Source organism: Streptomyces coelicoflavus (assembly GCF_045041415.1).
Taxonomy (GTDB): Bacteria; Actinomycetota; Actinomycetes; order Streptomycetales; family Streptomycetaceae; genus Streptomyces; species Streptomyces coelicoflavus.
In genome coordinates this window covers 1,133,938-1,151,558 of sequence record NZ_CP108218.1, presented here as the reverse complement: position 1 = coordinate 1,151,558, position 17,621 = coordinate 1,133,938, and the positions used below count along the sequence as shown (strand labels likewise).

Genomic DNA, 17,621 nt, shown 5'->3' with positions numbered 1-17,621 from the left:
CGGCGGCTTCCGGGAGCACGGGGCGCGGCTTCCCGTGACGTTTGGGCGCCCCGGCCAAGGGGACGCGGAAGGCCCACGAGGTATGCGACAGCCCGGAGGCGAACCGTGAGCCGACCCCGCATCGTGATCGTCGGTGCCGGCTTCGCCGGGTACCGGACGGCCCGCACCCTGTCCCGGCTCACCCGGCACCAGGCCGACATCACCCTGCTCAATCCGACCGACTACTTCCTCTACCTGCCCCTGCTGCCCCAGGTCGCCGCCGGAATCCTGGAACCGCGCCGGGTCAGCGTGTCCCTGTCGGGGACGCTGCCGCACGTACGGCTGGTGCTCGGCGAGGCCGACGGCATCGACCTCGACGGACGGACCGTGCACTACACCGGCCCGGAGGGCGAGGAGGGCACCCTGCCCTACGACCGGCTGGTGCTCGCCGCCGGCAGCGTCAACAAGCTGCTGCCCATCCCCGGCGTCGCCGAGCACGCGCACGGCTTCCGCGGGCTGCCGGAGGCGCTCTACCTGCGCGACCACGTGACCCGGCAGGTGGAACTGGCCGCGGCGGCGGACGACCGGGCGGAGTGCGCCGCGCGGTGCACGTTCGTCGTGGTCGGCGCGGGATACACCGGCACCGAGGTCGCCGCGCACGGCGCGATGTACACCGACGCGCAGGTGCGCAAGCACCCGATGCGCACCGGGATGCGGCCCCGCTGGATGCTGCTCGACGTGGCGCCCAGGGTCATGCCCGAGATGGACGAACGGCTCTCCGCGACCGCCGAGCGCGTACTGCGGCAGCGGGGCGTGGAGGTGCGGATGGGGACCTCCGTGAAGGAGGCGACGCACGACGGGGTGGTGCTGACCGACGGGTCGACCGTCGACACCCGCACCCTGGTGTGGTGCGTGGGCGTGCGGCCCGACCCGCTGGTGGAGTCGCTGGGGCTGCCCATGGAACGCGGCCGGCTGCTCGTCGACCCGCACCTCCAGGTGCCCGGGCGGCCCGAGCTGTTCGCCTGCGGTGACGCGGCCGCCGTACCCGACCCGAACCAGCCGGGCCAGTACACGCCGATGACCGCCCAGCACGCCTGGCGGCACGGCAAGGTCTGCGCCCACAACGTCGTCGCGTCGCTCGGCCGGGGGCAGCGGAAGGTCTACCGCCACCGTGACATGGGCTTCGTCGTGGACCTCGGCGGCGCCAAGGCCGCCGCCAACCCGTTCGGCCTGCCGATGTCCGGCCCGGCGGCGGGCGCGGTCACCCGCGGCTACCACCTCGCCGCGATGCCGGGCAACCGCGTCCGGGTCGCCGCCGACTGGCTGCTCGACGCGGTGCTGCCCCGCCAGGCCGTGCAGCTCGGCCTCGTACGCTCCTGGTCCGTACCGCTGGAGTCGTCGTCCCCCGAGGTCGCGCGAGTACCGGGGCGCCCGGAACGGACCGGCACGGACACCGGGAGCGACCTCGGGAAGGACCCCGGGCAGTCCGGCTCCGAGCCGGACGGCGAGCCCGCGAAGACGCCTCCGAGCGAGCCGGCCAAGACCCCTCCGAGCGAGCCGGCCAAGAACCGGCCGGGCGGTGAGCCGGCCAAGAACCGGCCGGGCGGTGAGCCGGCCAAGAACCAGCCGGGCGGTGAACCGGCCAGGAACCAGCCGCACACCGAGCCCGCCAAGAGGGGGCCGTCCGGCTCGCCCCGCGCGTCCGGCAGGCCCCGCCGCGCCGTCGAGGCCGCCGGGCCGCGCCCCGCCCGGGGAGGCTCGGGCAAGCCGGGCAAGGCCTCCCGCGCCTCCGGAACGGGCTCCGCCGGGAAGCGGCCCACCGCTCCGTCCGGACCGAGCCGTTCCGCGCGCCCGCCCGCCGACCCCGGTCCCGAACCCCCGGCGAACCAGCCGCCCCCCGGACCCGACATCGCCCCCGGCCCCGTCAAGCGCACCGACGGCCGTGCCGTGGAAGGAGACTCATGAACACCGGTGAACTCGTCGACCTCGGACAGCGGTTGCGCGTCGACAGCGTACGGGCGGCCGCCGCCGCGGGCTCCGGGCACCCGACGTCGTCGATGTCCGCCGCGGACCTGATGGCCGTACTGCTGGCCAACCACCTCCGCTACGACTTCGCGCGCCCCGCCCACCCCGGCAACGACCGCTTCGTACTCTCCAAGGGACACGCCTCGCCCCTGCTCTACTCCGCCTTCAAGGCGGCCGGCGCCATCGACGACGAGGAACTGCTCACCTTCCGCAAGCAGGGCAGCCGCCTGGAGGGCCACCCCACGCCCCAGCGGCTGCCGTGGGTCGAGACGGCCACCGGTTCGCTCGGCCAGGGGCTGCCCGTGGGCGTCGGCATCGCGCTGTCCGGCAAGCGGCTCGACCACGCCGACTACCGGGTGTGGGTGCTGTGCGGCGACAGCGAGATGGCCGAGGGTTCCGTGTGGGAGGCCGCCGAGCACGCCGGGCACGAGCACCTGGACAACCTCACCGTGATCGTCGACGTCAACCGGCTCGGCCAGCGCGGCCCCACCCGGCACGGCCACGACCTCGACGCCTACGCCCGCCGCTTCCGGGCCTTCGAGTGGCACACCATCGAGATCGACGGCCACGACGTCGACGCCGTCGACCGCGCCTACGGCGAGGCCCTGTCCACCAAGGGCCAGCCCACCGCGATCATCGCCCGCACCCTCAAGGGCAAGGGCGTCAAGGCCGTGGAGGATCGAGAGGGGCAGCACGGCAAGCCGCTGCCCGAGGCCGAGGAGGCCGTCGCCGAACTCGGCGGCCCCCGTGATCTCACCGTGCGGGTGCACGCGCCCGAGGACGCCCGGTCGCTGCGCTCGACGGGCACCGGGCAGACCGAGCTGCCCCGCTACGACCAGGGCGACGAGGTCGCCACCCGCAATGCCTTCGGGGAGGCGCTCGCCGCGGTCGGCACCGCGCGCGGCGACGTCGTCGCCCTCGACGGCGAGGTCGGCGACTCCACGCGGGCCGAGTTCTTCGCCAAGGAACACCCCGAGCGCTACTTCGAGTGCTACATCGCCGAGCAGCAGATGGTCGCCGCCGCGGTGGGGATGGCCGCGCGCGGCTGGGTGCCGTTCGCCACCACCTTCGCCGCCTTCCTGACCCGCGCCTACGACTTCGTGCGCATGGCCTCGATCAGCGGTGCCGGCATCAACCTCGTCGGCTCCCACGCGGGCGTCGCCATCGGCCAGGACGGGCCCAGCCAGATGGGCCTGGAGGACCTCGCCATGATGCGGGCCATCCACGGCTCGACCGTGCTCTACCCGTGCGACGCCAACCAGGCCGCGCGCCTCGTCGCCGAGATGGCCGGCCTGGAGGGCATCCGCTACCTGCGCACCTCGCGCGGCGAGAGCAAGGTGATCTACGGCCCCGACGAGGAGTTCCCCGTCGGCGGCAGCAAGGTGCTGCGCTCCTCCGACGCCGACCGGCTCACCGTCGTCGCGGCCGGCGTCACCCTGCACGAGGCGCTCGCCGCGGCCGACGCCCTCGGCGCGGACGGCATCCCGGTCCGGGTGATCGACCTGTACTCCGTCAAGCCCGTCGACCGGGCCACGCTGCGCGCGGCCGCCGAGGAGACCGGCTGCCTGGTGACCGTGGAGGACCACCGTCAGGAGGGCGGCATCGGCGACGCCGTCCTGGACGCGTTCACGGACGGACGCCCCGTGCCCCGGCTGGTGCGGCTCGCGGTCACGACGATGCCGGGATCCGCGACCCCGGCGGAGGAACTGCGCGGCGCCGGGATCGACGCCGAGTCCATCGAGGCGGCCGCACGGATGCTCGTGGAGCAGGCGATCGTTTCGTGAGTGGCAGGGGCAGGGGCAGGGGCAGGGGCGGTGGCGGCGGGAGTGGGGGCCGTCGGACGGGCGACGGCGGTTCCCGGACCGTGCGGGCCGGACGGCACACGGTGGAGGTCCACCGGCCGGACAAGGTGCTGTTCCCGGCCGGTGACGGCGGCACCGAGGAGTACACCAAGGGCGACCTCGTCGACTACCACCGCGCCGTCGCCCCGTTCATGCTGCCGCACCTGCGGGGCCGCCCGCTGATGCTGGAGCGGCACCCGGACGGGATCGACGGGCCCCGTTTCATGCAGAAGAACACGCCGGAGCACTACCCGGAGTGGATCGCGCGCGTCGAGGTCGGCAAGGAGGGCGGCACGGTCTGCCACACCGTCTGCGACGACTCCGCCACCCTCGTCCACCTCGCCGACCAGGCCGCTCTCACCCTGCACCGCTGGCTGTCCCGGACCGGTCAGGTGGACCGGCCGGACCGGATGGTCTTCGACCTCGACCCGGCCGGCGACGACTTCGAGGCGGTCCGGGCCGCGGCCCGGCTGCTGGGGGAACTGCTGGACGAGCTGAAGCTGCCCTCGGCGCCGATGACGACGGGCTCCCGGGGGCTGCACGTCGTCGTGCCGCTGGACGGCCGCCAGGACTTCGACGACGTACGGGACTTCGCGCGGGCCGTCGCCGACGCCCTGGCGGCGGACCACCCCGACCGGCTCACCACCGCCGCCCGCAAGAAGGACCGCGGCGACCGGCTGTACCTCGACATCCAGCGCAACGCCTACGCCCAGACCGCGGTGGCCCCCTTCACCGTCCGTGCCCGCCCCGGCGCGCCCGTGGCCACGCCCATCTCCTGGGACCAGCTGGACGACCCCGGCCTGCACGCCCGCCGCTGGACCGTTGCGGACGCCGTCGAGCAGGCCCGCACCCGGCCCTGGGCCGGGACGATGAACCGCCCCCGCGCCCTGGGCCCCGCCCGGCGGCGGTTGAACGCCCTGCGCGGCTGAGCGCTCTGCACGGCTGCCCGACATGCACGGCTGAGTGGCTTGTACCGCTGGGCGACATGCACGGCTGAGCGGTCTGCGCAACCTGGCGAGGTTTGGCGAACACACATGCGGCCACCCGAGTGACGAGGTGGCCATGACCAACACCAAGAAGACGCCCGAATCGCAAGACTCGCACCAGAGTTCACGCGAGTCACAGGACTCCCACGAGTCACACACACCACAGAAGTCGCGTCGACCCAAGCCCATGGAGGTGCTGCGCGAGGCGCGCGCCCAGCTCGCGGAGCTCACCGGCATGACCGCCGAGTCCGTCTCCTCCTTCGAGCAGACCGAGGAGGGATGGGCACTGGAGGTCGAGGTCCTGGAGCTGGAGCGGGTGCCCGACACCATGAGCCTGATGGGGAGCTACCAGGTGGAACTGGACGCCGAGGGGCAGCTCACGGGCTACCGGCGCGTACGGCGCTACGAGCGCGGCCGGGCCGACGCCCGCGGCAGCCGCTAGAGAGGCGCACCGCGCCCACCCGTACACGCGAAGACACCACACCACCGACAAAGATGGAGGAACAGCAGGTATGACTGTCGTACCGGCACAACAGTCCGGCGGCGGAGGCGGCAGCAGCGGCCTCTACGACGTGCTCGAGCTTGTTCTGGACAGGGGGCTCGTCATCGACGCCTTCGTGCGTGTCTCCCTGGTCGGCATCGAGATCCTGAAGATCGACGTCCGTGTCGTCGTCGCCAGCGTGGACACGTATCTGCGCTTCGCCGAGGCGTGCAACCGGCTCGACCTGGAGGCCGGGCCGCGCAAGGACCCGGGGCTGCCCGACCTGGTCGGCGAGATGACCGAGTCCGGCGCCCGCGGCAAGTCCAAGGGGGCGCTGTCCGGCGCCGCCGAGACCATCTCCGACGCGTTCAAGCAGGCCCGCGACGACGGCGGCTCCGAGCGCGAGACCTCATCGCGTCCGCGCGCCCGCAAGGCCGCGCCCTCGCGCCGGAAGGAGGAGCAGGAGTGAGTACGTACGTCTACGGCATCACCGCCGCCACGCATCCCTCGCTCCCCGAGGGCTCGGGCGGAGTCGGTGACCCGCCGCGCGTGGTGCGGATCCTCAAGGAGGGCGACCTGGCGGCCGTTGTCAGCGACGCCCCGGAGGGGCTGCGCCCCAAGCGCAGGGAACTGCTCGCCCACCAGAACGTGCTGAGCGAGGTCGGCGCGGACGGCTGCGTGCTGCCCATGCGCTTCGGCAGCGTCGCCCCGGACGACCGTGCGGTCACCGGGGTGCTCGCCGAGCGTGCCGAGCACTACGCGGAACGCCTGACGGCGCTGGACGGCCGGGTCGAGTACAACGTCAAGGCCACCCACGTCGAAGAGGCCGTGCTGCATCACGTGATGGCCCAGAACCCCGAGATCCGCGCCCTCGCGGAGTCCAACCGGCAGGCGGGGGGCGGAACGTACGAGACGAAGATCCAGCTCGGCGAGATGGTCGCGGCCGCGGTCAAGGGCAAGGAGGCCGAGGACGCGACCGCGCTGGAGCGCGCCCTGGAGCCGACCGCCGACGCCGTGAGCGTGGGCCCGGAGTCCACCGGCTGGCTGGCCAACGTCTCGTTCCTGGTGAAGCGGGAGGTCGTCGACGACTTCCTGGAGGCCGTCGAGCGGGCCCGCGGCGAGATGCCGCACCTCGAGGTCCGCCTGAACGGCCCGCTGCCGCCGTACAGCTTCGTCGAGCCCGGCCCCGCCGAACCCGCGGGCACGGCGGCCGGCGGGGCGGACGCGGGAGCGGGGTGACGACATGGGACTGATCTCGGAGGTGCTGCTGCTGCCGTTCGCCCCGGTGCGCGGCAGCGGCTGGGCCATCAGACAGGTGCTGGAGGAGGCCGAGCGGATCTACTACGACCCCGCCACGGTACGGGCCGAACTTGCCCGCCTGGAAGAGCAGTTGGAGGCCGGCGAGATCACCGAGGAGGAGTTCGACCGACAGGAGGACGAGCTTCTGGACCGGCTGGAGATCGCTACGCGCACGAGCGCGGGATTGGGCAACGGGACGGCACCATGAATCGAACGGGACTGGGCCTCGCGATAGGGGCCGGCTATCTGCTGGGACGCACCAAGAAGCTGAAACTCGCGGTCGCCGTGGGCACCATGGTGGCCGGCAAGAAGATGAACCTGACCCCGAAGGGCATCGCCGAACTGGTCTCCGGACAGTTGCAGAACAACCCCCAGTTCAAGGAGATCGGGGACCAGCTGCGCACGGATCTGCGGGGCGTGGGCAAGGCGGCCTCGGGCGCCATGGTCGAGCGGCAGATGGACGCGCTGGCCGACCGGCTGCACGGGCGCACCGCCGAGGTGCGCGACCAGCTCTCCGGCGTGGCGTCCCAGGCGCCAGGCGTCGGATCCGACGACTCCCGCGACTCCGAGGACTCGGAGGACTCGGAGTACGAGGAGTCCGAGCCGCCCGAGGCACACGGGGAGTCCGACGACCGCGAGGCGCACGAGGAGCGCGGCGAACGGCGCGCTCCGCGGCGTGAGCGGCCCGCCAGGAAGGCTCCGTCCGAAGCGCGGAAGACGGCCAAGAAGACTCCCGCGAAGACGCCCGCGAAGAAGGCCGCGGCCAAGGCCCCCGCGAAGAAGGCGGCGGCGAAGCGGGCCCAGCCCGCGAAGAAGGCGGCCGCCAGGAAGACGTCCGGTGCCCGTCAGTCGAAGGGCGGTGGTGAGCGATGAGCGACACCCTCGGATCCGCGGCCTCCAAGGCGGGAGACGCCGCGAAGAAGAACCCGCTGGCCGACGTCGCGCAGAGTGAGGCGGCCGACCGCCTGAAGGCCGAGGTGCAGGACTACCTCGCCGCCCAGGCAACCCGGCTGCTGACCGGCTTCGGCACCAAGCTCGGCGAGACCACCGGCAAGCTCAACGACATCGCCGAGGGCAACAGCCCCGGATTCGCCAAGCTGGCCCTCGACGGCGGACGCAAGCTCGCCGAGGGCAAGAGCCCGATGCGGGCCGCCTTCGAGGTGGGCGCCGGCAAGGTCAAGGACAACGTGGTCGGCGCCTTCAAGAACCTCACCGGCGGCAAGGGCCACAAGAAGGGCGGCGGCGGCCAGAAGCCGACGGTCATCATCGAGTACGTCGACGTCGGCGTGCCGCTGCGCACGGCCTACGACCAGTGGACCCAGTACCAGGACTTCAGCACCTTCGCCAAGGGCGTCAAGAGCGCGAACCGCGCCGACGACACGACCTCCGACTGGCAGCTGAAGGTCTTCTGGTCCAACCGCAGCTGGAAGGCGACGACCACCGAGCAGGTGCCCGACGACCGGATCTCCTGGACCTCCGAGGGTGCCAAGGGCTCCACCAAGGGCGTCGTCAGCTTCCACGAGCTCGCCCCTGGCCTGACCCGCGTGGTCCTGGTCATCGAGTACTACCCGAAGGGCCTGTTCGAGAAGACCGGCAACATCTGGCGCGCCCAGGGCCGCAGGGCCCGGCTCGACCTGAAGAACTACGTCCGCCACATCACCTTCAAGGGCGAGGCCGACGACGGCTGGCGCGGCGAGATCCGCGACGGCGAGGTCGTCCGCAGTCACGAGGACGCGGTGGCGGAGGAGGAAGAGCAGCAGGAGCAGGAGCAGGAGCAGGAGCAGGAGCCCGAGGGCGAGGCGGAGGCCGAGTACGACGAGGAGCCCGAGGGCGAGTACGAGGAAGAGCCCGAGGGTGAGTACGAGGAGGAGCCGGAGGAAGAGGCCGACGCCGAGTACGAGGAGGAGCCCGAGGGCGAGTACGAGGAGCCCGAGGCGGAGAAGGAAGCAGGGGAGGACGAGTACGCGTCCCGTGAGGAGTACGAGGACGCCGAGGGCGGGAGCCGTCGATGACCACCCCCAGCCGGCTGCCCGATCCCTACGGCCAGGGACAGAGCGCCAACCTCGCCGACATCCTGGAGCGGGTGCTCGACAAGGGAGTCGTGATCGCGGGCGACATCAAGATCAACCTGCTCGACATCGAGTTGCTGACCATCAAGCTGCGGCTCGTCGTCGCCTCCGTCGACAAGGCCAAGGAGATGGGCATCGACTGGTGGGAGAGCGACCCCGCACTGTCCTCGCGCGCCCGGCACGACGAACTCACCCGGGAGAACGCGGCGCTCCGCGAACGCCTGCGTGAACTGGACCCGGGCCGCGTACCGAGGGAGGCGCCGTGACCGGACTGCGCTACGTCTACGCCGTCTGCCGCCCCTTCGACGCGGCCCTCCAGGCACAGCTCACGGGGGTGGCGGGCGATCCGCCCCGGCTGCTGCCGCACGGCGACCTGGTCGCCGTCGTCAGTCACGTGCCCGAGGCCGACTTCGGCGAGGAGGCACTGCGCTCCCATCTGGAGGACCTGGACTGGCTGACCGCCACCGCCCGCGCCCACCAGCAGGTCGTCGACGCGCTCACCGCCGTGACCACCCCGCTGCCGCTCCGGCTGGCCACCGTCTTCCGGGACGACAGCGGCGTACGCCTGATGCTGGAGGAGCGCGAGGCGGCCTTCCGGCGCACGCTCGACCGGCTGGACGGCCGGGTGGAGTGGGGCGTGAAGGTGTTCGTCGAGAGCGAGCGGACCGACCGGACGGAGCGGACCGAACGGGCGGAGCAGGCGGGGGCCGAGCCGTCGGCCGCGCCGGACCGGCCCGCACCCAGGCCCGTCTCGGGCCGGGACTACCTGCGGCAGCGGCGCCGGCAGTCCCGGGCCAACGACGACCTGTGGAGCAGGGCCGAGTCGTTCGCCACGGGCCTGCACACGGAGCTGTCCGGCCGGTCCGACGACGCCCGGCTGCACGCACCGCAGAATCCGCGCCTTTCCGGAGCCGCCGGACGGAACGTCCTCAATGCCGCCTATCTGGTGCGCCGCGACGCTTCCGAGGAATTCGTGGAAAGGGTGGACCGTACGAAGGACGACGCCCCCGGAATTCGTGTGGAACTCACCGGACCGTGGGCGGCCTATTCCTTCGCCGGAGAGGAAACCGGTGGGGGAGAGGCCGACGGGAAGACGGCGGAGGACGGGAAGAAAGCGGGGGAGGAGTCATGACCGTCGTGGAACGCCGTGAGATCGCCCTGGTGGACCTGCTCGACCGGCTGCTGGCCGGCGGAGTCGTCATCACCGGCGACGTCACGCTGCGCATCGCGGACGTCGACCTCGTCCGGATCGACCTGAACGCGCTGATCAGCTCGGTCAACCGCAACGTCCCCTCACCGTTCGGGGACTGACATGACCGGACAGCCCGAACCCTCCGAGCCGGGCGGGCGCCGCCTGGACCTGGACCCCGACACGGTCGAGCGCGACCTGATCAAGCTGGTGCTGACGGTCGTCGAGCTGTTGCGCCAGCTCATGGAACGGCAGGCGCTGCGCCGCGTGGACGAGGGCGACCTGAGCGAGGACCAGGAGGAGCGGATCGGGCTCACCCTGATGCTCCTCGACGACCGCATGACCGAACTGCGCGACCGCTACGGACTGCGGCCCGAGGACCTGAACCTGGACCTCGGGCCGCTGGGACCGCTGCTGCCCCGGGAGTGAACAGTCTCCCGGGGCAGCAGCCTCGTCACCTGTGGTGTGTCACGTGCCGGTCGTCGACCGCCGGTCGTTCACCACCGGTACCAGCGGCCCCTGCCGCCGCCGGTCTTCGTCCCGCGGGCCAGGAAACCGATCAGCCACAGGACCAGAACCGCCAGAGCGATCCACCAGAGAATCTTCACCGCGAACCCGACACCGAAAAGAACGATCGCGAGAAGCAGTACGAGCAGAAGCGGAACCATAATGTTGAACCTCCTGCCGTACTGGTTTCCCGAAAATCGTCGAACAGGCGTCGGTCATGCTTCCTTTCGGCACAGGATTTCTCCGTGCAGGACGCCGAACCAGCTTTCCGGTCGCCGTCCCCACTCCCGCCAGGCCGCCGAGACGGCGCGCAGTTCCTCCGGGGTCGCGTGGCCGCCCTCGGTGGCGCGTTCCGCGTACGCCGACGCCAGGGTGCGGTCCGCCCACAGGCCGCTCCACCACTCCCGCTCCCCGGGCGTGGCGAAGGTCCAGGTGGCCGAGGTCGCCGTGATGTCGGTGAACCCGGCCTCCAGCGCCCACGCCTTCAGCCGGCGCCCCGCGTCCGGCTCGCCCCCGTTGGCGCGGGCCACCCGCCGGTACAGGTCCAGCCAGTCGTCCATGCCCTCGGACGCGGGGAACCACGTCATGGCGCCGTAGTCCGCGTCACGGACGGCGACGATCCCGTTCGGCCGCGCGACCCGCTTCATCTCCCGCAGCGCCCGCACCGGGTCGCCCACGTGCTGGAGCACCTGGTGGGCGTGGACGACGCAGAAGCTGTCGTCCGGGTAGTCCAGCGCGTGCACGTCCGCGACCGCGAAGTCGGTGTTGTCCAGCCCCCGCCCGGCAGCCGCGGCCCGGGCCCGTTCCACGATCTCCGGAGCCCGGTCCACGCCGGTGACATGGCCGTCCGGGACCCGTTCCGCCAGGTCCGCGGTGATGGTGCCGGGGCCGCAGCCGATGTCCAGGATCCGCATGTGCGGCCGCAGGGAGCCGAGCAGATAGGCGGCGGAGTTCTCGGCGGTGCGCCAGGTGTGCGAGCGGAGCACGGACTCGTGGTGCCCGTGCGTGTAGACGGCGGTCTCGTGCGGCTTCGGCATGGTGGATCCCCTCTCCCGACGGTGCGATCACGGTACGCCCGTCAGCCGCATGGTGAGATCCGCGTTTTGCCATATGGACTGACGGGGAGTCAGGAGAGCAGGCCGCCGCCGGGCAGCGGCCGGTACACCGTGAGCGCCTCCGGCAGCTTCTCCAGCGTCAGGTCGCCCTCGGTCTCCGTCAGCTCGCCGTCGTACGCCATCAGCGTGCCCTGCGCGACCCCCGACAGGCGCAGCCGGGGCACCTGCACGGCCGCGTGGGCGGGGGAGCGGGTCAGCGGTCCCGCCAGGGCCGCCGAGAGCAGCCGCAGGGCCGGCCGGCGGCCCCCGTGCACCACCCGCACGTCCAGCTGGCCGTCCGCGAGATCGAGCCGGCGGCCGGAGGCGAGACCCCGGCGGTGGTACGTGCCGTTGCCCGCGAACAGCATCCACAGCGGGCGCCTGCGGCCGCGCACCTCGGCCTCCAGCGGATGCCGGTCGGCGCGCAGCACCCGTACGGCCGCCAGCACCCCGGCCGGCCAGCCGCCGATCCGGGGCGACCAGCGCTCCCGCTCGTTGACCAGCTCCGGGTACACGCCGAGGCTGAAGGTGTTCAGGAAGACGCCGCGCCGCCCGCCGGAGGCGAACCGGCCGACGTCCACCCGCACCCCCTCGCCCCGCTCCAGCGCCCCGCACAGGTCCCGTACGTCCTCCACGCCCAGGTCGTAGGCGAAGTGGTTGAGCGTGCCGCCGGGCAGTACCGCCAGGGGCAGGCCGTGGCGGAGCGCGATCTCGGCCGCGGCGTTCACCGTGCCGTCGCCGCCGCAGACACCGAGCACCCGGGCGTGCCCGGCCGCCTTCTCGAGTTCCGCCCGGACGTCGCCCGGCTCGCACTCCACGACCTCCGCGTCGGGCAGCGCGTCGCACAGGGCCCGCACCCGCTCCGAGGTGCCCGAGCCGATGTTGGCGACCATGACCAGACCCTCACCGCCGGGCAGCGCGGGCACCTCGGCACGCGGCCGGGCCGGCGGCGTGTGCTGCGCCCGCGTCGGCACCATCCCCCGCACGGCGAACGCGGCGCCCGCGCCGAGCGCCGCACCGGCCAGGACGTCGCTCGGGAAGTGGACGCCGGTGTACACCCGGGACAGGGCGACCGCGGCGGCCACCGGGGCCACCGCCGCACCCCACGCCGGTGACTCCAGCGCGACACCGGTCGCGAACGCGGCGGCCGACGCGGCGTGTCCGGACGGGAAGGACGTCGTGATCGGCTGCCGCTTCAGCTGCCGCACCAGCGGCACCGGGTCGAGGACCGGACGGGGGCGGCGCACCGAGCGCTTGCCGAGGGTGTTGATCGTCAGCGAGGCCAGGCCCAGCGAGGCGAGTCCGCGGGCGGCGGCGCGCCGCGCCCTCGGGGTGCGCGAGGCGGCCAGCGCGGCGCCCACCGCGAACCACAGCACTCCGTGGTTGGCACCGCGGCTCAGCCGGGGCAGCAGGGGGTCCGCGCCGGGCCAGGTGCGGGCGGCGACGGCCTCGAACGCCCGCTGGTCCAGGCGCAGGAAGCCGTTGCGGAGGGGATGCGGGCCGGGCGTCGGGGCGGTGAGGTCTACGTCGGGACTCATGGGTCCCGCCTACCCTGCGGACGGCGTTTCCTGCCGTGGCCCGCGCCACGTGCCCCGGGGGCCCGGCCGAGCGGCCGAAGACGGCGCTGCCGTCCGGCCGAAGGCGGCCCTGCCGAGCGCTCCGGCGGGCGGCCGAAAACGGTTTGCCCGGGACACGGCCGGAGCAGCACAATCCGGTCCCATGGGTCACCTCGAAGCCGCGCACCTGGAGTACTGCCTGCCCGACGGGAGGGCGCTCCTCGGCGACGTCTCCTTCCGGGTGGGGGAGGGGGCCGTCGTGGCCCTCGTCGGACCCAACGGCGCGGGCAAGACCACCCTGCTGCGCCTGCTGGCCGGCGAGCTGAAGCCGCACGGCGGCTCCGTCACGGTCGGCGGCGGCCTCGGTGTCATGCGCCAGTTCGTCGGCTCCGTGCGCGACGGGACGACCGTGCGCGACCTGCTGGTGTCCGTGGCGCAGCCCCGGATCCGCGAGGCCGCGCGCGCCGTCGACGCCGCCGAGCACGCGATCATGACGGTCGACGACGAGGCCGCCCAGCTGGCGTACGCGCAGGCACTGTCCGACTGGGCGGAAGCGCGCGGGTACGAGGCCGAGACGCTGTGGGACATCTGCACCACCGCCGCGCTCGGGGTGCCGTACGAGAAGGCCCAGTGGCGGCAGGTGCGCACCCTCTCCGGCGGTGAGCAGAAACGCCTCGTCCTGGAGGCCCTGCTGCGCGGCACCGACGAGGTGCTGCTGCTCGACGAGCCGGACAACTACCTCGACGTACCCGGCAAGCGCTGGCTGGAGGAGCGGCTCGCCGAGACCCGCAAGACCGTGCTCTTCGTCTCCCACGACCGGGAGCTGCTGGCCCGCGCCGCCGAGAAGATCGTCTCGGTCGAGCCCGGACCCGCGGGCGCCGACGCCTGGGTGCACGGCGGCGGCTTCACCACCTTCCACGAGGCCCGCCGGGAACGCTTCGCCCGCTTCGAGGAACTGCGCCGCCGCTGGGACGAGAAGCACGCCCAGCTGAAGAAGCTCGTCCTGACGCTGCGTCAGGCGGCGGAGAACAGCCCGGACATGGCGTCCCGCTACCGTGCCGCCCAGACCAGGCTGCGCAAGTTCGAGGAGGCAGGGCCGCCGCCCGAGCCGCCGCGCGAGCAGGACATCAGGATGCGCCTGAAGGGCGGCCGCACCGGCGTCCGCGCCGTCACCTGCGCACAGCTCGAACTCACCGGCCTGATGAAACCCTTCGACCTGGAGGTCTTCTACGGCGAACGGGTCGCCGTCCTCGGCTCCAACGGCTCCGGCAAGTCGCACTTCCTGCGGCTGCTGGCCGGCGACGACGTGGCGCACACCGGGGACTGGAAGCTCGGGGCCCGCGTGGTGCCCGGTCACTTCGCGCAGACCCACGCCCACCCCGAACTGCTGGGCCGCACCCTCCTGGACATCCTGTGGACCGAGCACGCCCAGGACCGGGGCGCCGCCATGTCCCGGCTGCGCCGCTACGAACTGACCCAGCAGGCCGAGCAGCCCTTCGACCGGCTCTCCGGCGGCCAGCAGGCCCGCTTCCAGATCCTGCTGCTGGAACTCCAAGGCGTCACCGCCCTGCTCCTGGACGAGCCCACCGACAACCTCGACCTGGAATCGGCGGAAGCCCTCCAGGAGGGCCTGGAGGGCTTCGCGGGCACGGTCCTCGCGGTCACCCACGACCGCTGGTTCGCCCGCTCCTTCGACCGGTACCTGGTCTTCGGCAGCGACGGACGCGTGCGCGAGACGGCGGAGCCGGTCTGGGACGAACGGCGGGTGGAGCGGGCGCGCTGAGCCGACCCGGGCCCGCCCAGCCGCCCCACCCGGGTCCGCAGCGGATGGGTCACTTCCAGCGCAGCAACGCCCCCAGGCCGCCCACCGGCGCCTTCCGGTCGGTCTCCGGCGGCAGCACCGGCGTCACCGAGATCGCGGGCGCTCCGGTCATCACCGCCGAGCGCAGCAGGGCGTCGTCCGCCCGGGCCGACCAGGAGTTCTGCTCACCCAGCGTCTTCAGCTCGGTGCGGCGCACCGCCACCTGGTCGGCGTCCTCACCGATCCACACCTCACGGTGCGTGTCGGGGGCGTCCGGGATGACGAGCAGCTCGTCGATGCGGTGCTCGCGCGCCGCCTCGACCAGCGCGGGCACGCCCTCCGCCGCGCCGGCCCGGCCCTCGTCGTCCGGTGACCGGGCGGCCAGGAACCGGTCCAGGTCCTCCCGGGCGCGGCCGCGGACGTGGTCCTCGCGCAGCCCCTCCACCTCGTCGTCCAGCAGCCTGCTCCCGGCACCGCGCGAGGCCTCGGCGATGCGCTCCTGGAGACGCGACGGCAGCCGCTCGTGCACCGAACGCCGTTCCCGGTCGTCGCCCACCAGGATCAGCAGGTCGGCGCCCGTCTCCTCCTGGCACACCGCGAGGGCGTCCGCGATCTCCGCCGCGTTGTGCTCCCAGGTGTTCTCCACCCGGAGCTGGAAGTGGCGCTCCGACCAGTCCGCGCTGCTCGTGCGGTGCACCGGCCACTGCCGTCCGGTCACGCCGCCCGCGTCGGAGCTGCCCAGCGCGCTGCGCAACTCGAAGTCGGCGCCCTTGCGGTCGATGTACGCCACCACGCACACCGGGTCCTCGCCGGCCAGGTCGAGCAGCGGCGTGACGTGCGGCAACGGGGCCCAGTCGGCGGTGGTCCCGCCGTACGGGGGCCGGGCCAGCGGCGGATCGAGGACCACCTCTCCGGCACACGCGAACAGCGCCCGCCCGTGCGGGTCGGTGGCGTGCCGCAGCTCGTCCACCGCCTCCCGGACCGCCCGGCAGGTGGCGTCGTCGGCGCCCTGCTCCGCCAGCTCCCGGGCCACCGCGGCAGCCGTCAGCTCGCGCTCGTGGGGGGTGTCCTCCGTGTGCCGGGAAAGGTCGACGTAGACGGAGGCCCAGGGCCCCTGGTGTTCGTAGAGGGGGTGCAGAAACGCGAGATCCATGTGGCTGCCCTCCCGGGTGCCGCTCGGGGGTGGTAGTGCTGCGGGGCGGGTACCCGGGACGCATGAACGAACACGACACGCGGGACGACACCAGGACCGGAGTGGACCCGGGCCGCCTGGACGACCAGCAGCTGATGAAAGAGCTGGAGACCATCCACCGCACGCGCCACGACACCCTCCTGTACGGGTCGAACGACGCGCTGCGGGCCCACAACGACCGCATGGCGGGGCTGGAGGGCGAGTGGCTTCGCCGCAACCCCCGCCGACCGGTGGCCCCGGGCCGCACCCGTGAGGGCGCCCGGGAACGCGGCTGCGGCCAGGCCGCGGCGCCCGGTGTCTGAGGGGCGTCGGGGCCCGGTGTCTGAGGGGCGTCGGGCCGTGTCCAGGCGCCGGTGACCGAGCGCGACGGGGGACCGAGCGCGACGCGCGACGGCGGGCCACCCGCGATCCCTCGCCGGTGGCCCGCCCGCCGCCTGCCCGGTCGCCCGCCTCAGCCCGCCCGCCTCAGCCGGCCGCCTTGGCGAACTCCGCGAGATAGGTCGCGCAGAAGGCCTCGAGGTCGTCCGGCTTGCGGCTGGTGACCAGGACGTTGCTGCCTCCGTCGCAGACCTTGACCTGTTCGTCGACCCAGGTGGCGCCGGCGTTGCGCAGGTCGGTCCGCAGGCTGGGCCACGAGGTCAGGGTCCGGCCGCGGACGACGTCCGCCTCGACGAGCGTCCACGGCGCGTGGCAGATGGCGGCCACCGGCCGGCCCTGCGTGAAGAAGTCCTTGACGAAGGCCACGGCCTTCTCGTCGGTCCGCAGGAAGTCGGGGTTGGCCACTCCGCCGGGCAGGACGAGACCGCCGAACGCGTCGGCGGAGGTCTCGCCCACCACCTCGTCGACGGGGAACGTGTCCGCCTTGTCGAGGTGGTCGAAGCCCTGGATCTTCCCGGACTGCGTGGAGACGAGCACGGGCTCGTGACCCGCGTCCTTCGCCGCCTTCCACGGCTCGGTCAGCTCGACCTGCTCCACGCCCTCGGGCGCGGTGAGAAATGCGATGCGCATGGAGTTCGGGCTCCCTTCCTTCACGTACCGCGCGGACCGGGCCGGTCGCCCTCGGTGAGGGCTACCGCCAGCTCCTGGACATTGTCGTAGCGCGCCTTGTGCGGCAGCCGGTCCAGCTCCTCGACGAGGGCGTCCGGTGCGTTGCCGCGGCGCAGTGTGCGGGTCAGTTCCCGCGGTCCCGCGGGGAAGCTGCCCCGGGTCAGGTTCCGGGCCAGCTCGAGCCGCAGGGCCTCCAGGTACGTCGGTCCGCGGCCCGGTGTGACGGGTCCGTACATGACGTCCGGATCGTCCTCGGCGGCAGGTTCCGGGTCGTTCCACTCCTCGCTGCGGGTGGGGTGCCCGGACCTGAGCAGACCCTGCAGTTCATGCTTCATCTCGTCGTCGCGGTGGACGCTCATCCGGTCGCTGCCTCGCTGCATGTCTCCCTCCAGATCCTCGGGGTGCCGACCGCGTACCCGGACACCGCGGGCCGACACGGATTCACCCGGACGGGTCCATTCCGATTTCCGGCGGATCCGCGGCGGATCAGTAATCGAGAAGCGCGGGCCGCCGCGCCCCCTCTAGCGTGTGACCACCGAGGCACTGAGGGCGTCA

21 protein-coding genes are annotated in these 17,621 nt (G+C 73.0%); 15 read left to right on the top strand and 6 right to left on the bottom strand.

Annotated features, from left to right (window positions below):
• Positions 1–105 precede the first annotated feature (105 nt).
• The 13 genes from OHA99_RS05135 to OHA99_RS05075 all read left to right on the top strand — a co-directional run bounded on the left by OHA99_RS05135 (position 106) and on the right by OHA99_RS05075 (position 10,298).
• Positions 106–1,944 (top strand): FAD-dependent oxidoreductase, encoded by a 1,839-nt coding sequence (locus OHA99_RS05135; protein ID WP_405694372.1) that lies wholly within the window; start codon positions 106–108, stop codon positions 1,942–1,944.
• Complete coding sequence (locus OHA99_RS05130; RefSeq protein WP_405694369.1) at positions 1,941–3,788, top strand: transketolase; 1,848 nt, start codon at positions 1,941–1,943, stop codon at positions 3,786–3,788. Before OHA99_RS05135 ends, OHA99_RS05130 begins: the two co-directional genes overlap by 4 nt.
• Before the next feature lie 80 nt (positions 3,789–3,868).
• Positions 3,869–4,774, top strand: a complete 906-nt coding sequence (ligD, locus tag OHA99_RS05125) for a non-homologous end-joining DNA ligase (protein WP_153177065.1) — start codon at positions 3,869–3,871, stop codon at positions 4,772–4,774.
• Positions 4,775–4,907: 133 nt separating this feature from the next.
• Positions 4,908–5,273: a gas vesicle protein gene (locus OHA99_RS05120; protein WP_153177064.1), complete on the top strand. Its 366-nt coding sequence runs from the start codon at positions 4,908–4,910 to the stop codon at positions 5,271–5,273.
• Between the two features lie 70 nt (positions 5,274–5,343).
• Complete coding sequence (locus OHA99_RS05115) at positions 5,344–5,781, top strand: gas vesicle structural protein GvpA (RefSeq protein ID WP_153177063.1); 438 nt, start codon at positions 5,344–5,346, stop codon at positions 5,779–5,781.
• Complete coding sequence (locus OHA99_RS05110) at positions 5,778–6,551, top strand: GvpL/GvpF family gas vesicle protein (RefSeq protein ID WP_381500722.1); 774 nt, start codon at positions 5,778–5,780, stop codon at positions 6,549–6,551. The genes OHA99_RS05115 and OHA99_RS05110 overlap by 4 nt, the downstream gene beginning before the upstream one ends.
• Positions 6,552–6,555: 4 nt before the next feature.
• Positions 6,556–6,819 (top strand): gas vesicle protein GvpG, encoded by a 264-nt coding sequence (locus OHA99_RS05105; RefSeq protein ID WP_007445595.1) that lies wholly within the window; start codon positions 6,556–6,558, stop codon positions 6,817–6,819.
• Positions 6,816–7,484 (top strand): DNA primase, encoded by a 669-nt coding sequence (locus tag OHA99_RS05100; RefSeq protein ID WP_405694364.1) that lies wholly within the window; start codon positions 6,816–6,818, stop codon positions 7,482–7,484. The genes OHA99_RS05105 and OHA99_RS05100 overlap by 4 nt, the downstream gene beginning before the upstream one ends.
• Positions 7,481–8,623 (top strand): SRPBCC family protein, encoded by a 1,143-nt coding sequence (locus OHA99_RS05095; protein WP_381500716.1) that lies wholly within the window; start codon positions 7,481–7,483, stop codon positions 8,621–8,623. The genes OHA99_RS05100 and OHA99_RS05095 overlap by 4 nt, the downstream gene beginning before the upstream one ends.
• The gene (locus OHA99_RS05090) at positions 8,620–8,946 is read left to right on the top strand and encodes a gas vesicle protein (protein ID WP_073730590.1); all 327 of its coding nucleotides are present in this window, start codon (positions 8,620–8,622) and stop codon (positions 8,944–8,946) included. The genes OHA99_RS05095 and OHA99_RS05090 overlap by 4 nt, the downstream gene beginning before the upstream one ends.
• Entirely contained in the window at positions 8,943–9,812 is an 870-nt protein-coding gene (locus OHA99_RS05085) for a GvpL/GvpF family gas vesicle protein (RefSeq protein ID WP_405694360.1), read from the top strand. The genes OHA99_RS05090 and OHA99_RS05085 overlap by 4 nt, the downstream gene beginning before the upstream one ends.
• Complete coding sequence (locus OHA99_RS05080; protein WP_003972471.1) at positions 9,809–9,991, top strand: gas vesicle protein; 183 nt, start codon at positions 9,809–9,811, stop codon at positions 9,989–9,991. Before OHA99_RS05085 ends, OHA99_RS05080 begins: the two co-directional genes overlap by 4 nt.
• A 1-nt stretch (position 9,992) precedes the next feature.
• Positions 9,993–10,298, top strand: coding sequence for a gas vesicle protein K (locus OHA99_RS05075; protein WP_007445600.1), 306 nt, complete (start codon positions 9,993–9,995; stop codon positions 10,296–10,298).
• A 68-nt stretch (positions 10,299–10,366) separates the two neighbouring features.
• On the opposite strand, the gene OHA99_RS05070 is transcribed toward OHA99_RS05075, so the two are convergent.
• The 3 genes from OHA99_RS05070 to OHA99_RS05060 form a co-directional block, all read right to left on the bottom strand.
• Positions 10,367–10,537 (bottom strand): hypothetical protein, encoded by a 171-nt coding sequence (locus OHA99_RS05070; protein ID WP_007445585.1) that lies wholly within the window; start codon positions 10,535–10,537, stop codon positions 10,367–10,369.
• A gap of 54 nt (positions 10,538–10,591) precedes the next feature.
• Complete coding sequence (locus OHA99_RS05065) at positions 10,592–11,413, bottom strand: class I SAM-dependent methyltransferase (RefSeq protein WP_366471323.1); 822 nt, start codon at positions 11,411–11,413, stop codon at positions 10,592–10,594.
• 89 nt (positions 11,414–11,502) lie between these two features.
• Positions 11,503–13,008: a bifunctional phosphatase PAP2/diacylglycerol kinase family protein gene (locus OHA99_RS05060; protein ID WP_405694355.1), complete on the bottom strand. Its 1,506-nt coding sequence runs from the start codon at positions 13,006–13,008 to the stop codon at positions 11,503–11,505.
• A gap of 181 nt (positions 13,009–13,189) precedes the next feature.
• Between OHA99_RS05060 and OHA99_RS05055 the strand changes: the two genes are divergently transcribed.
• Positions 13,190–14,809, top strand: coding sequence for an ABC-F family ATP-binding cassette domain-containing protein (locus OHA99_RS05055; RefSeq protein ID WP_153177056.1), 1,620 nt, complete (start codon positions 13,190–13,192; stop codon positions 14,807–14,809).
• A 49-nt stretch (positions 14,810–14,858) separates the two neighbouring features.
• On the opposite strand, the gene OHA99_RS05050 is transcribed toward OHA99_RS05055, so the two are convergent.
• Entirely contained in the window at positions 14,859–15,980 is a 1,122-nt protein-coding gene (locus OHA99_RS05050) for a Vms1/Ankzf1 family peptidyl-tRNA hydrolase (protein ID WP_366471326.1), read from the bottom strand.
• Between the two features lie 62 nt (positions 15,981–16,042).
• Here OHA99_RS05050 and OHA99_RS05045 point away from each other — a divergent pair, with 62 nt between their 5' ends.
• The gene (locus OHA99_RS05045; RefSeq protein WP_054101968.1) at positions 16,043–16,321 is read left to right on the top strand and encodes a DUF6158 family protein; all 279 of its coding nucleotides are present in this window, start codon (positions 16,043–16,045) and stop codon (positions 16,319–16,321) included.
• Positions 16,322–16,484: 163 nt separating this feature from the next.
• On the opposite strand, the gene OHA99_RS05040 is transcribed toward OHA99_RS05045, so the two are convergent.
• Positions 16,485–17,027 (bottom strand): type 1 glutamine amidotransferase domain-containing protein, encoded by a 543-nt coding sequence (locus tag OHA99_RS05040; RefSeq protein WP_108988864.1) that lies wholly within the window; start codon positions 17,025–17,027, stop codon positions 16,485–16,487.
• 20 nt (positions 17,028–17,047) lie between these two features.
• Positions 17,048–17,446, bottom strand: a complete 399-nt coding sequence (locus OHA99_RS05035; RefSeq protein WP_164381940.1) for a DUF2795 domain-containing protein — start codon at positions 17,444–17,446, stop codon at positions 17,048–17,050.
• Positions 17,447–17,621: the final 175 nt, after the last annotated feature.